Genomic DNA, 15,377 nt, shown 5'->3' with positions numbered 1-15,377 from the left:
CCTGCCATGCGATGATAGCGCTTGCAGTGCCTTTTGATATGTATATACATAATTGCCACCGATTGAAACGGAAAAGATGATGACTGCACAGAGCAAAAGCCGGGCAGGGGAGCTTCGCCTCTGGCGCAATGCGCGCCTCGCAACCATGGCCGAAAGCAACCCCGGGTTAGGCATCGTCGAGCACGGTGCGGTCGCCGCGCGCAACGGCCGGATCGTCTATGCCGGGCTGGAAGCCGACATGCCGGCAGCACTCCGCGAGGGCGCCGGGGCGACCGACTGCGAAGGCCGCTGGATCACGCCTGGCCTGATCGACTGCCACACCCATCTGGTCCATGCCGGCAACCGTGCCAATGAATTCGAAATGCGGCTGGCCGGCGCCACCTATGAGGAGGTCGCCAGGGCCGGCGGCGGCATCGTTTCCTCGGTCACGGCATTGCGCGCCGCCAGCGAGGACGAGCTGGTCGCCCAGTCGCTGCCGCGCCTCGATGCGCTGATCGCCGAAGGCGTCACCACCGTCGAGATCAAATCCGGCTACGGCCTCGACCTCGAAAACGAGAAGAAGTCGCTGCGCGCCGCGCGACGGTTGGGCGGTGAGCGGCCGGTGACGGTCAGGACCACTTTCCTCGGCGCTCATGCGCTGCCGCCCGAAGCAAAAGGCGACAAGGACGCCTTCATCGATCTTGTTGCAAAGCAGATCTTGCCGGCCGTCGCTGCCGATGGCCTGGCCGATGCCGTCGACGGCTTTTGCGAAGGCATCGCCTTTTGGCCCGAGCAGATCGCACGCGTGTTCGATGCGGCGAAGGCGGCGGGGCTGCCGGTCAAGCTCCATGCAGACCAGCTGTCCAATCTGCACGGCGCGGAACTTGCGGCGCGCTTTGGTGCGTTATCGGCCGACCACCTCGAATACACCGACGAGGCGGGTGCGGCGGCGATGGCGAAGGCAGGAACCGTGGCGACCATCCTGCCCGGCGCCTACTACTTCATACGCGAGACCAAGAAGCCGCCGATCACCCTGTTTCGCCAGCATGGCGTCAGGATGGCCGTTGCTACCGACAACAATCCGGGCACCTCGCCGCTGACCTCGCTGCTTCTGACCATGAACATGGCGGCCACGTTGTTCGGCCTGACCGTCGATGAATGCCTTGCCGGCGTTACGCGCGAGGCTGCCCGCGCGCTCGGGCTGCTTGGGCAGACCGGCACGCTGGAGGTCGGAAAATCCGCCGATCTGGCGATCTGGAACGTCGAGCGCCCGGCCGAGCTCGTCTACCGCATGGGCTTCAACCCGCTGCATGCCCGCATCTGGAGGGGACAATGACCGAACTCAAGCTGAGGCCAGGCAATGCGGCGCTGGCCGATTGGCGCGCCATCTATCGCGGCGCCGCACTGAGGCTCGACGATGCCTGCCGCCCGAAGGTCAAGGCCAGCGCCGAGGCCGTCGCCAGGATCGTTGCCAAGGGCGAGCCGGTCTATGGCATCAACACCGGCTTCGGCAAGCTGGCCAGTGTTCGCATCCCCGCCGCCGACCTCGAGACGCTGCAGCGAAACATCGTGCTGTCCCATGCCGCCGGCGTCGGCGAGCCGATGCCGGTGGCAATTTGCCGGCTGATGATGGCGCTGAAGCTGGCCAGCCTGGCCCAGGGCGCCTCCGGCGTGCGGCCGCAGACGATCGAGCTGTTGGAAGCGATGCTGGCTAACGACGTCATTCCCGTGGTGCCGGCGCAGGGCTCGGTTGGAGCTTCCGGCGACCTCGCGCCGCTGTCGCACATGACCGCGGTGATGATCGGCGTCGGCGAATGTTTTACCCCGCATGGCCGCTTTCCCGCCAAGGTCGCCTTTGTTTCGCATGGGTTGGAGCCGGTGACATTGGGCGCCAAGGAAGGCCTGGCGCTGCTCAACGGCACCCAGTTTTCGACCGCCTATGCGCTTGCCGCTTTGTTCGAGGCGGAAGTGCTCTACCAGTCGGCACTGGTCGCCGGCGCGCTGTCGACCGATGCCGCCAAGGGCTCCGACGCGCCCTTCGATCCACGCATCCATCTGCTCAGGAAACATCGCGGCCAGATCGAGACGGCCGAGGCGTTGCGCAATTTGATGGCCGGGAGTGCCATCCGTGAATCGCACCGCGTCGGCGACGAGCGCGTGCAGGATCCGTATTGCCTGCGCTGCCAGCCGCAGGTGATGGGCGCAGCACTCGATGTGCTCCGCAAGGCCGCCGACACGCTCGGCACCGAGGCCAACGGCGTCACCGATAATCCGCTGATCTTTGCCGAGGATGACTCAGCACTTTCGGGCGGCAATTTCCACGCCGAGCCGGTGGCCTTCGCCGCCGACATGATCGCGCTCGCCGTCTGCGAGATCGGCTCGCTGTCGGAACGGCGCATCGCCATGCTGGTCGACCCGGCGCTGTCGGGCATGCCGGCCTTTCTCACGCCCAAGCCGGGTTTGAATTCCGGTTTCATGATCCCTCAGGTCACGGCGGCAGCACTGGTTTCTGAAAACAAGCAAAAAGCCTATCCGGCCAGCGTCGATTCGATCCCGACCTCGGCCAACCAGGAAGACCATGTCTCGATGGCGGCGCATGGAGCGCGCCGGCTTATCGGCATGGTCGAGAATGCGACGGCCGTCATCGGCATCGAATTGCTGGCCGCCGCACAAGGTTGCGATTTCCATGCACCGCTGGCCTCGAGCGCGGCACTGGAGGCGGTGCGCCGGCTGGTCAGGACAGAGGTGCCGCATCTCGACAACGACCGGCACTTCCACCCCGACATGGAGAAGGCCATCGCCATGGTACGCAGCGGCGCGGCAGTGGAAGCGGCGGGTGCGGTGGCGCTGCCGGGGGTGACGTCGTGAGGCCGTCGTCGCTGCGTTACGCCGGCATGGGTCGTGTTCCGTCGCGCCCCCCTCTGTCCTGCCGGACATCTCCCCCTCCAGGGGGGAGATTGGCAGCTTCGGCCCTGCGTTCTTGGAGATTGGCGAAAGCAGTCGTGACCGCCAATCTCCCCACTAGAGGGGGAGATGTCCGGCAGGACAGAGGGGCGCGCTGTCCCGCCAACCTCAGCCCGGCAACACCGAAACTTTCAAAGTCAGAAACAAAAAACCCGCCTCGAGGGCGGGTCGTCGGGCCAAATCAGCACCATACCCAAATTAGTAGCATAGCTGCCGGCACAAAGCAAGAACAAAATACGACACGGCCGGCAAAAAGCGAGGTCGGTGTTCACGGACAATTGCAAGGTCGCGTTCTGTCGCGCGGAGACTTCCGATGACCTCACCCTCCTGGCTCACCGTCACCCAAGGCACAGCACCCTTGCTGGTTTCGATCCCGCATACCGGCATTGCTCTCGCTGGCCTCGACAACCGGCTGGTGTCGCCCTGGCTCGGCCGCCGCGACTGTGACTGGTGGATCGACAAGCTCTATGACTTTGCCGAGAGCCTTGGCGCGACGGTGGTGCATACGGCGATTTCGCGCACCGTCATTGACGTCAACCGCGATCCGTCGGGCGTTTCGCTCTATCCCGGCCAGACGACGACCGGTCTCTGCCCGACCGAGACCTTTGACGGCGATCCGCTCTACCGTGAGGGCGAAGAGCCGGGACCGTCGGAGATCGACGAACGCCGCGAAAAATTCTTCGTACCCTATCATGCCGCTCTGCAGGCCGAGATCGACAGGCTGCGCGCTTTGCATGGGAAGATCGTCGTCTATGACTGCCATTCGATCCGCTCGGTGCTGCCGCGGCTGTTCGAAGGCAAATTGCCGGTCTTCAATCTCGGCACCAATGACGGCAAGAGCGCCGATCCCAAGCTGCAAGCGGTGGTTGGCCAGATCCTCGCCGAAACCGGCGAGAGCTTCGTCGTCAACGGCCGCTTCAAGGGCGGCTGGATCACGCGACATTTCGGCCAGCCGCAAGCCGGCGTCCACGCGCTGCAGATGGAGCTCTCCAACCGCGGCTATCTGCGCGAGCCCGAAGGCAAAGGCATGCCCGGCAATTGGCCGGTGCCTTACGACGCCGAATTCGCGGCGCCGATCCGCGTCACGCTGAGAAATATCCTGGAAACCGCGATCGCCTGGGCCGAACGCTGACGCGCGGTGCACCTCACTCGAAAGGGACAATCATGACCGATCCTCGCCACAACATCCGTGAAGTGCGGAGCCCGCGCGGCAGCGAGCTCAGCGCCCGCACCTGGCTGACGGAAGCGCCGTTGCGCATGCTGATGAACAATCTCGACCCGGACGTCGCCGAAAACCCCAACGAACTGGTCGTCTATGGTGGTATCGGCCGTGCGGCGCGCACCTGGAACGATTTCGATCGCATCGTTGCCTCGCTGAAGACGCTTGGCGACGACGAGACGCTGTTGGTGCAATCCGGCAAGCCGGTCGGCGTGTTCCGCACCCATCCGGACGCCCCGCGCGTGCTGATCGCCAATTCGAACCTCGTGCCGCACTGGGCGACATGGGAGAAATTCAACGAGCTCGATAGGAAAGGCCTGATGATGTACGGCCAGATGACGGCCGGCTCATGGATCTACATCGGCACGCAAGGCATCGTGCAGGGCACTTACGAGACCTTCGTCGAGGCCGGCCGCCAGCACTATGGCGGCAATCTCAGGGGCAAATGGATACTGACCGGCGGTCTCGGCGGCATGGGCGGCGCCCAGCCGCTCGCCGCGGTCATGGCCGGCGCCTGCTGCCTGGCCGTCGAATGCGATCCCGACCGCATCGATTTCCGGCTGCGCACCCGCTATGTCGACGAGCGCGCCGACACGCTCGACGAGGCTCTCGAGAAGATCGAGCGCTGGACCAAAGCCGGTGAGGCGAAATCGGTCGGCCTGGTCGGCAACACCGCCGACATCGTGCCGGAACTGGTGCGGCGCGGCGTGCGCCCCGACATCGTCACCGACCAGACCTCGGCGCATGACCCGCTCAACGGCTATCTGCCCAAGGGCTGGTCGCTGGCCGAGTGGCGCGAGAAGCGCACCAGCGACCCGAAGGCGGTGGAAAAGGCTGCCCGCGCGTCGATGCGCGAGCATGTCGAGGCGATGGTGGCGTTCTGGAACGCCGGCGTGCCGACGCTCGATTACGGCAACAACATCCGCCAGGTGGCAAAGGAGGAGGGGTTCGAGAATGCCTTTGCCTTTCCGGGTTTCGTGCCGGCCTATATCCGTCCGCTGTTTTGCCGCGGCATCGGCCCGTTCCGCTGGGCAGCACTTTCCGGCGATCCCGAGGATATCTACAAGACCGACGCCAAGGTGCGCGAGCTGACCCCTGGTAACTCCCATCTGCACAATTGGCTCGACATGGCGCGCGAGCGCATCGCCTTCCAAGGCCTGCCGGCACGCATCTGCTGGGTCGGCCTTGGCGACCGCCACCGGCTCGGCCTCGCCTTCAACGAGATGGTCGCCAGGGGCGAACTGAAGGCACCGGTCGTCATCGGCCGTGACCATCTCGACTCCGGCTCGGTCGCCTCGCCGAACCGCGAGACGGAGGCGATGAAGGACGGCTCCGATGCCGTCTCCGACTGGCCGCTGCTCAACGCCCTGCTCAACACCGCGTCCGGCGCCACCTGGGTGTCGCTGCACCATGGCGGCGGCGTCGGCATGGGCTTTTCGCAGCATGCCGGCATGGTCATCGTCGCCGACGGCACGCCCGAGGCGGCCAAGCGCCTGGAGCGGGTTTTGTGGAACGACCCGGCGACGGGCGTCATGCGCCATGCCGATGCCGGCTACGACATCGCGATCGAGTGCGCCAGGGAGAACCAGCTCAACCTACCCGGCATTTTGGGCTGAGCCGCGCCTTGCGCATCCTTCGGGCAGCCGAATACCGGTCGATGCCGTGGAAGAACGGCGGCGGGGTGACGACGGAGATTGCCGTCTCGCCGCCAGGTGCCGGGCTCGACGATTTCGACTGGCGCGTCTCGATGGCGCTGGTCGGGGGCGGCGGCCCGTTTTCCGGGTTTGCCGGCGTCGACCGGACTTTGGCCTTGCTGGAAGGCGCGGGCATGGTCCTCGACATCGCCGGCCGGCTGCCGGTCGAAATCACCAACGCTTCCGCACCGCTTGCCTTTCCAGCCGACGTGCCGACGCAAGCCACGCTGATCGCCGGTCCGATCACCGACCTCAATGTCATGACCCACCGCGCCCGGGCGACCCACACGGTCGAGCGCCTGCTGATTTCGGCTCCGACGAAAATCCGGGCTGGAGCCGATGAAACACTCATCCTGTGCGTCGACGGCGAGCTCAGGGTGGCCGGCGCGGCGCCCGTGGAACTTAGGCCGCTCGATGCGCTGTCGCTCGGGCCGCAAACGCCGGAACTGCGCCTGCATCCCGTCCGGCCGGCGATGCTGTTCGTGATCCGCATCGACCTCATTGCCGGCAACGATTAACGCCTGTTTCCAAACATGATCGCGATGCCGGCCAAATATCGCGTAAGCTGGTCGCTGCATCACGAAAAAGCCTGAATCTTCCGCCGATCAGAGGCCGAAACGATGCTCGGAGCGCTCGCCTGGACGTTGTCGAAAGACGACACCTTGTCGTGGTGCGGAAACAAACATTCGGCCAAGTGTTGCGATGCAACCAATTGCATTTGGACCGGTTTTAGGGACATTGCCGTGGCGGTGACGCCGCACTGCGTCCCCAACACGGAACCTTAGATGAATATCCAGACCAATCTCGCACAGATCGAAAAGACGAGCGCCAGCTTCCCGGCTGTCACCGACGAGCCGATACGCTCCCATTTCCTGCCGGAAGATCGGCTGCGAGCGTTGGGCGCAGCCCTTGCCAATGGCGACGCCAAGGATTTGTTCGGTCTGACGCCTTTCGATTTTCAGGCGCGCATCCGCGACAGCGCCAGGAAGATTCTCGATGTCTACCGTTCCACCAACGCTGCCCAGGCGAGGGGCGAAACGATCACGCCCGCGGCGCAGTGGCTGCTCGACAACAACTACCTGGTCGAGGAGACCATTTTCCAGGTCAAGCGCGACCTGCCGCGCCGCTTCTATCGCCAGTTGCCGACGCTGAAACTGTCCGACGGATCCAGCGTGCCGCGCGCGCTGGCGGTCGCATGGACCTATGTCGCGCATTCCGACAGCTCCGTCTCGTCGGCCATGTTCAAGGCGATCGTCGAAGGCTTCCAGTCCGTCGAGCCGCTGAAGATCGGCGAATTATGGGCGCTGCCGTCGCTGCTGCGCTTCGTCCTCATCGAGAACCTTCGCCGCATCGCGGTCCGCGTCAATCGCACGCGGGAACTGCGCCAGATCGCCAACGAGGTCGCCGACCGTGTGCTGGCGACGGACGACAGCGCCGACCGGCAGGCGATACTTTCCCATTACAGCGCCCATGCGCAGGACACTACCTTCGCCACCCAGTTGCTCTACCGGCTGCGTGACGGCTCGCAAAATGCCGGCAGGGCGCTGGAATGGCTGGAGGGCGAGCTGGAAAGGACCGGCTCCGACGCCGAGGAGATCATCCTCAGCGAGCACCACACGCTGTCCAGCGGCAACGTGACCACCGGCAACATCATCCGCGGCCTGCGCCTCATCAACGACATCGACTGGACGGTGTGGTTCGAGGGCGTCAGCCGCATCGACACCTTGCTGCGCGAACGCACCGATTTCGCCGCGCTCGATTTCTTTTCGCGCGACCAATACCGGACTGCGATCGAGGAGCTGGCACGCCGTTCTGACCTTTCCGAATTTCGTGTTGCCGAAAGGGCGATCGAACTCGCCGGCCATGCTGCCGATGCACCGGGCTCCGAAACCGGCCCGATCGCTCACACCGACGTCGGCTTCTTTCTCGTCGGCCCGCGCCGGATGGAGCTAGAGCGGTCGATCGGCTATCGGCCGACCATCGGCAAGACGATCAGCCGGACATTCCGCAAGACCGGATGGCTGGGAATCGTCGTGCCGGTGTTTGCGCTGACGGTCCTGCTTCTGGTCGTTTCCGGCAATGCGCTTGTCAATCTCGGCCTGTCGGTGCCGTCGATCGTCCTGATGCTGGCCCTGTTCGCAGTGCCGGCCAGCGAAGGCGCGCTCGCATTCTTCAACACCGTCGTCTCGCTGTTTTTGAAGCCGACACGTCTCATCGGCTATGATTTCAGGCACGGTGTGCCGGCCGAGGCACGCACACTGGTCGTGGTGCCGTCGCTGATCGGCTCGCGCGACGATGTCGAGGAGAACATCCGCAACATCGAGGTGCATCACCTCGCCAACACGGCGGGTGAGGTCTATTTCGCGCTGCTTTCCGACTGGCCGGACTCGAAGACCGAGATCGATACGGCGGATGTCGAAATCCTCGAATTCGCACGTGCCGAAATCGCCAGGCTGAATGCCCGCTATCGCTCGGAAGGCGCGCCGCGCTTTTATCTGCTGCATCGGCGCCGGCTCTACAACGCGTCGCAAGGCGTCTGGATGGGCTGGGAGCGCAAGCGCGGCAAGCTGCACGAATTGAACCTCCTGCTCCGCGGCGACAGCGACACCACCTTCCTCCCGCTGGAAGTGCCATTGCCGGAGAGCGTCGTCCACGTCATGACGCTGGACGCCGACACCCGCACCACTCGCGATGCTGTCGCCGCGCTGGCCGGCAAGCTTTGCCACCCGCTCAACCGTCCGCATTTCGACATGGCCCGGCGCGAGGTCATCGCAGGTTATTCCATCCTGCAGCCGCGCATCACTGCGTCGCTGACCAGCGGCGACGAGGCGTCGTTCTTTCAGCGTGTCTTTTCCGCCAATCGCGGGCTCGATCCGTACGTCTTTGCCGTGTCGGACCTCTACCAGGACATCTTCGGCGACGGTTCCTTCACCGGCAAGGGTCTCTACCATGTCGACGCCTTCGAGGCGGCACTGAAGGGCCGCATCGAGGAAAACACCATCCTCAGCCATGATCTGCTCGAAGGCGCGCTGGCGCGATCGGCCTTGGTCACCGACGTCGAACTGGTCGAGGACTATCCCACCCGCTATTCGGTCGATGCGTCGCGCCACCATCGCTGGGCACGCGGCGACTGGCAGCTTCTGGGCTTCATCCTCGGTCCGCGCTCAAACGTGCCGGCGCTGTCGCGCTGGAAGATGGTGGACAATCTGCGCCGCTCGGTGACGCCGATCTTCTGGGTGATGGCCGCGATCGCCGGCTGGACGCTGCTGCCCTTCACGCAGGCCGCGCAATGGCAGGCGCTGCTGATCCTTACGCTGTTCATGGCGCCCACCTTCGACATCGTCAACGCCATCCTGCCGAAGAGCGGCGACCAGACGCCGCGCGGCCATTTCTCGGCACTGGCGCGCGACGTTGCCTTCGGTACCGCCCTGGTGGCGCTGAAGATCGTACTGATGGCGCACCTAGCCTGGATGATGGGCGACGCAATCATCCGCACGCTCTACCGCCTGTTCGTCAGCCGCCAGAACCTGCTCGAATGGCGCACCGCCTCGCAGGCGCACAAGGGCGGCGACAACGATCTCGGCTCCTATTACAGTATCATGTACGGCGCGGTGATCATCGGCGTCGTCGGCCTCGCTGTGCCGGTGCTGGCCGATTCCACCGGCGCCTTCGTCGCCTTCTTCTTTGCCTTGTTCTGGATCGGCTCGCCCGCCATCGCCTGCTGGATCAGCCGTTCGGCCGAGACCGAGGACCGCCTGCGCATATCGGCCGCCGACATGCACGCGCTGCGCACCGTGGCGCGGCGTACATGGCACTATTTCGAGACCTTCGTGACGGCCGAGCATCACCATCTGCCGCCGGATAATTTCCAGGAAAGCCCGGCCCCCGTTGTGGCGCCCCGCACCTCGCCGACCAATATCGGCGTCTACCTGCTGTCGGTGATTTCGGCGCGCGATTTCGGCTGGATCAGCCTCTCCGACGCCGTCAACCGAATCGACGCGACCATGTCGACCATCGAGAGCATGCCGCGTGACCGCGGCCATCTCTTCAACTGGTATGACACGACGACCCTGAAGCCGCTCTATCCGCTTTACATTTCTGCCGTCGACAGCGGCAATCTCGCCGGCCATCTGGTGGCCGTGGCCGCTGCCTGCGCCGAATGGGCCGAAGCGCCGTCGGTGCATGTGCAGGGCGACTTCGAAGGCATCCTCGACACCGTCACTATCCTCGACGAAAGCCTTGAGGAACTGCCCGACGACCGGCGTCAATTGCGGCCCTTGCGCCAGCGGCTCGCCGACCGTCTCGACGGCATGCGTAGGGCGGTCGAATTGATCAAGGCGCAGCCGGAGATGGCGTCGATCCGCACTATCAACCTGGCCGTCCTGGCCGGCGAGATACGCAAGCTCGCGACGGCCATCCACACCGAGGCCGCGTCGACCCAGAGCGACACCATCGCCGATTGGGCGGCCAGGCTCGAGGCCACCTGCGAGGCGCATGTGCACGACGCGCACAGCGACGAAAACGCCGTCGCGGCATTGCGGGCCAAGCTTCTGACCTTGCGCGAGCGCACGCGCCGTTTCGCCTTCGAGATGGATTTCTCGTTCCTGATGCGGCCCGAACGCAAGCTCCTGTCGATCGGTTACCGGGTCGAGGAGCATCAGCTCGACGAAAGCTGCTACGACCTTTTGGCCTCCGAGGCGCGGCTGACCAGCCTGTTCGCCATCGCCAAGGGCGATTTGCCGACCGAGCACTGGTTCCGGCTCGGCCGGCCGATCGTCGAGATCGGCTTCCAGGGCGCACTGATGTCCTGGTCCGGCTCGATGTTCGAATATCTGATGCCGCCGCTGGTGATGAAGGAGCCGCAAGGCAGCATTCTCAACCAGACCAGCAAGCTCATCATCAAGCGCCAGATCCAGTATGGCCGTTCGAAGAACGTTCCCTGGGGGATTTCGGAAGCGGCCTACAACGCCCGCGACCGCGAGCTGACCTATCAGTACACCAATTTCGGCGTGCCCGGGCTCGGCCTGAAGCGCGGCCTTGGCCAAAACACGGTGATCGCGCCTTACGCGACCGTCCTGGCAGCGCAGTTCACGCCGCATGAATCCGTCCAGAACCTGGCCAGGCTGAGGCGGCTGGGCGCACTGGGCCGGCACGGTTTTTACGACGCGGTGGATTTCACGCCGCAACGCGTCCCCGAGGGCACCGACCACGCCGTCGTGCTCAACTACATGGCCCACCACTCCGGCATGTCGATTGCCGCAGTTGCCGATGCGATCTTCGAAGGGCGCCTGCGCGACCGCTTCCACAGCGATCCGGTGATCGAGTCGGCCGAATTGCTGCTGCAGGAAAGGGCGCCGCGCGACATCCCGACCGCGACCGTCAGGACCGAGGCCGACGAGCGCTCGAAGGACGAGACCGAGCTGGAAAGCCCGGATACGCGCATCGTGCTCGATCCGCTCAGGGCGCTGCGCTCGACCAGTGTCATGTCCAATGGCCGCTACTCGGTCATGGTCACCGCCACCGGGTCCGGCTACAGCCGCTTGGGCGAACTTGCCGTCACGCGCTGGCAGCCGGATCCGACCGAGGACCGCCTTGGTTCCTATATTTTCCTGCGCGACGCCAGCAACGGCGATTGGTGGTCGGCCACCGCCGAGCCGAAGCGCGCCGCCGGCGAGCGTGCGCAGACGCTGTTTTCCGACGACAAGGCGAGCTTCGTCAAATCGATTGGATCGCTGCGTTCGGAAGTCGAGTGCATCGTCATCTCGGAAGGCAATGGTGAGGGCCGACGGGTGACGCTCCACAATGATGGCCCCGCCGACCGGCATATCGAAGTAACCTCGTTTGCCGAACTGGTGCTGGGCTCCGAGCCCTCGGATAATGCCCATCCGGCTTTTTCGAAGATGTTCGTGGAAACCGAGATCGCGCCGAACAACGGGGCGATCTTCGCCACCAGGCGCAAGCGCGAAAAGGACGAACCCGACGTCACCATGGTGCATTTCGTCACCGACCCGTCTGGATCGGCGCGAGACGCCGAGGCGGAAACCGACAGGCGCGCCTTCATCGGCCGCGGCCGCACCATCACCGAAGCGGCTGCCTTTGATCCCGGCGCCAAGCTTGGCGGCCATTCCGGCTTCACCCTGGATCCGATCGCATCGCTTCGCCGGCAGGTGCGCGTGCCGGCCAACAAGAAGATTTCGCTGACCTTCTGGACCGTCGTCGGTACCCATCGCGCCGAATTGGATGCCGCCATGGCGCGGCTCGACCATCCGGAAAGCTTCGCCCGCCAGGCGATGCTCGCCTGGACGCGCTCGCAGGTGCAGACCCGACACCTTGGCCTCAGCCTGTCCGACGCCGCCAATGTGCAGAAGCTGGCGCGCTATCTGATCTATCCCGATCCGTTCCTGCGCCTTCCGGGCGAATCCATCGTCTCCGGGCTCGGCAGGCAGTCCAGCCTGTGGCCGACCAGCATATCCGGTGATTTTCCGATTTTCCTGGTCAGGATCGCCGATGTCGCCGATCTGGAGATCGTCGCCCAGGCGCTTCGCTTCCAGGAATACATGCGTGCCCGCGGCATGATGATCGATTTTGTCGTCGTCAACGAGCAGGCGTCATCCTACGTGCAGGACCTGCAGCGCGCGGTGGAGACGCTGTGCGAAAACAGCCGGTTGCGCGGCAAGGAGCTCGGACCTCGCCAGCACATCTTCGCGGTGCGCCGTGACCTGATGGAGGAAACGACCTACAGGACCTTGCTCGCCGTCGCTCGGGTGGTGCTGCATACACGCAACGGCACCATCTTCGACCAGATCGAGCGCGCCGAGGCCGCGGCATTGCAGGCGCGAGACGCCGCCCTCCAGCCGGCAGACCTTGCAGCCCTTCGCGAGCCGTCCTTGCCGGTGCCGACGTCGCAAGCATCTGCCGCCCAGGCACTGATCGAGGGCCGCGTCGACGGCAGCGGGCTCGACCAATGGAACGGTTTCGGCGGCTTCGACGGCGACGGACGCCACTACGTCGTGCGTCTTGCCGGCCGGCGCACGACGCCGCAGCCGTGGATCAACGTGATCTCCAACCCATCGTTCGGGTTCCACATTTCGGCTGAAGGCGCTGCCTTCACCTGGAGCCGCAACAGCCGCGACTATCAATTGACGCCATGGTCGAACGATCCGGTCACCAACCGCCCGGGCGAGGGCATCTATATCTACGATCATGCCAGTGGCAGGGCGTTCTCGCCAATGGCTGCAGTGGTGCGTGACCCGACAATGACCTACGAAACCTGGCACGGGCAGGGTTTTTCGACGTTCCGCTCAAAGCGCGGGTCGCTGTCGATGGACCTGACCCATGTCGTCGATCCCGTCGATCCGGTGAAGATATCGCGGCTGCGCATCCAGAATTCGGGTTCGGTGCCGATGCGGCTACGCGTCTATGCCTATGCGGAATGGGTTCTTGGCGGCCATCGCTCGCGCACCGCTGCAAGCATCGTTCCGTCGAGGGATGCCGCGACCGGCGCTTTGCTGGCGCAAAATCCCTATGGGCTCGATTTCGGCGAGCGGATCGCCTTTCTGGCCGCCGACGGTGCGGTGCATTCGGTCACCGCCGACCGCGGCGAGTTCATCGGCAGGCAAGGCACGAGCGAGTTTCCGCATGCCGTGCTGAGCGGCGCCGGCCTGTCCGGCCGTGTCGAGGCCGGCGACGATCCCTGCGCGGCCATCGCACGCGACATCGACATCGCTGCCGGTGGCGACGTCACGCTGCTCTGGCTGCTCGGCGACGCGGCCTCGCCCGAGGAGGCCAGCGCGCTGGTGCAGACCCATCGCTCCAGGGATTTCGATCAGCGGCTGGCCGACAACCAGCGCACATGGCGCGGCTTTCTCGACACCATCCAGGTCGAGACGCCGGACAAGGCCCTCGACGCCATGGTCAATCACTGGCTGCCCTATCAGAGCCTGGCCTGCCGCATCCGTGCCCGCTCTGCGTTCTATCAGGCGAGCGGTGCCTTCGGCTTCCGCGATCAGTTGCAGGATACCTTGGCCTTGCTGGCGCATGACCCCAAGCTGGCGCGTGATCAGATCCTCAATGCGGCGCGGCGGCAATTTCCCGAAGGCGACGTGCAGCATTGGTGGCTGCCGCGCACCGAGGCCGGCGTCCGCACCATGATCTCGGACGACGTGGTCTGGCTGGCCCACGCCACGGCCCGCTACCTGTTGGTGACCGGCGACACCGCGATCCTGAAGGAGCAACTGCCCTTCATCGAAGGGCAGCCGCTGGGCGAAGGCGAGCACGATGCTTTCTTCATCCCGGAAATCTCGAAGAAGACAGCCTCGCTCTATGACCATTGCGCGCGGGCGCTCGATCTTGCCGTCAAGCGCAGCAGCCCGGCCGGGCTGCCGCTGATCCTCGGCGGCGACTGGAACGACGGCATGAACCGCGTCGGCGAGCACGGCAAGGGCGAGAGCGTATGGCTGGGCTGGTTCCTGCTGAAGACGCTGGGCGACTTTGCCGCTGTCGCCAAGGCGGAGCGCGATGCCAAGCGCGTGCAAGCCTGGACAAAGCACGCCGAGGTGCTGAAGCGGGCGCTGGAAAGCACTGCCTGGGATGGCGAGTGGTATCGGCGCGGCAGCTTCGACGACGGCACGCCGCTCGGCTCGCGCAAGTCGGACGAGTGCAAGATCGACTCGATCGCCCAGTCCTGGAGCGTGCTTTCGGGCGAGGGCGACCCGGCGCGGTCGACGACGGCAATGGGGCAGGCGATGAAAGCGCTCGTCGATGACGAGCTCAACATCGTCAAACTGTTCACCCCGCCCTTCTCGAAGACGGAAAAGGATCCGGGCTACATCAAGAGCTATCCGCCGGGCGTCCGTGAAAACGGCGGCCAATACACGCACGCCGCGACATGGTTCGTCATTGCGCTCGCCGAGATGGGTCGCACCGACGATGCATACCGTTGCCTTTCGATGCTAAATCCGGTCAACCATGCGCTCGATGAAGCCGCGGCAGAACGCTACCGGGTGGAACCTTACGTCGTCGCGGCCGACATTTATTCCGGGCAAGACAAAGGCGGCCGAGGCGGCTGGACCTGGTATACCGGGTCGGCGGGCTGGCTTTATCGCGCTGCGGTCGAGAGCATTCTCGGCATAGAGCGCCGCGGACAGCGCATCCAATTCACGCCGAGACTTCCCAGCCATTGGGACGGCTATTCGGCAACCCTGAAGATGCTGGGCGCCGAGATCAAGGTACGCGTCGTCCGCGACAAAAAGGCCCGGGCCATCTCACTTGAAGTGAATGGCACGAAGACCAAATCTTCGTCCTTCGAGCCAAAAGCCGGAGACAATGCCGAGGTGGTCGTTAGAATACCGACCTAGATTCAAGGACTTGGAGCGTCGCTCAGGGTTCCCCAGGGCACGCACGGGCGCTCCAAGTGCCTCTACCGGTTATATTTGCGTTTGACCTTGCTGAATGCCTGCACACGACTTTAGACGTCGTGCCCGGGGTCTTGCTGATTAAAATTGTGGCAGTGCTTTCCAGCT

At 64.6% G+C, this 15,377-nt stretch carries 6 protein-coding genes; all 6 read left to right on the top strand.

Annotated elements, in window-relative coordinates:
• The first annotated feature begins 79 nt into the window (after positions 1-79).
• The 6 genes from hutI (at position 80) to NKI95_RS06175 (ending at position 15,212) form a co-directional block, all read left to right on the top strand.
• Positions 80-1,315 carry an imidazolonepropionase gene (gene hutI, locus NKI95_RS06200; RefSeq protein WP_352714938.1) on the top strand — a complete coding sequence of 412 codons (1,236 nt, stop codon included), beginning with the start codon at positions 80-82 and terminating at the stop codon, positions 1,313-1,315.
• Positions 1,312-2,847: a histidine ammonia-lyase gene (gene hutH, locus NKI95_RS06195; protein ID WP_352714937.1), complete on the top strand. Its 1,536-nt coding sequence runs from the start codon at positions 1,312-1,314 to the stop codon at positions 2,845-2,847. The genes hutI and hutH overlap by 4 nt, the downstream gene beginning before the upstream one ends.
• 409 nt (positions 2,848-3,256) lie before the next feature.
• Positions 3,257-4,075, top strand: coding sequence for an N-formylglutamate deformylase (hutG, locus tag NKI95_RS06190; protein ID WP_352714936.1), 819 nt, complete (start codon positions 3,257-3,259; stop codon positions 4,073-4,075).
• Positions 4,076-4,107: 32 nt separating this feature from the next.
• On the top strand, positions 4,108-5,778 hold the full coding sequence (gene hutU / locus NKI95_RS06185; RefSeq protein WP_352714935.1) for a urocanate hydratase: 1,671 nt from the start codon (positions 4,108-4,110) through the stop codon (positions 5,776-5,778).
• Between the two features lie 8 nt (positions 5,779-5,786).
• Positions 5,787-6,374, top strand: a complete 588-nt coding sequence (locus tag NKI95_RS06180) for a HutD/Ves family protein (protein ID WP_352714934.1) — start codon at positions 5,787-5,789, stop codon at positions 6,372-6,374.
• A 267-nt stretch (positions 6,375-6,641) separates the two neighbouring features.
• A complete protein-coding gene (locus NKI95_RS06175; protein WP_352714933.1) occupies positions 6,642-15,212 on the top strand; it encodes a glycoside hydrolase family 94 protein in 8,571 nt (2,856 codons plus the stop codon).
• Positions 15,213-15,377 lie beyond the last annotated feature (165 nt).

It is taken from the genome of Mesorhizobium sp. M0306, from assembly GCF_040321655.1.
In the GTDB taxonomy this organism is placed as follows: domain Bacteria; phylum Pseudomonadota; class Alphaproteobacteria; order Rhizobiales; family Rhizobiaceae; genus Mesorhizobium.
This window is presented reverse-complemented; position numbering and strand designations above follow the sequence as displayed.

Excerpts from the sequence above, each read along its gene's own strand:
- hutI (WP_352714938.1), top strand. The coding sequence starts at position 80 with ATGACTGCACAGAGCAAAAGCCGGGCAGGGGAGCTTCGCCTCTGGCGC.
- hutH (WP_352714937.1), top strand. The coding sequence starts at position 1,312 with ATGACCGAACTCAAGCTGAGGCCAGGCAATGCGGCGCTGGCCGATTGG.
- hutG (WP_352714936.1), top strand. The coding sequence starts at position 3,257 with ATGACCTCACCCTCCTGGCTCACCGTCACCCAAGGCACAGCACCCTTG.
- hutU (WP_352714935.1), top strand. The coding sequence starts at position 4,108 with ATGACCGATCCTCGCCACAACATCCGTGAAGTGCGGAGCCCGCGCGGC.
- NKI95_RS06175 (WP_352714933.1), top strand. The coding sequence starts at position 6,642 with ATGAATATCCAGACCAATCTCGCACAGATCGAAAAGACGAGCGCCAGC.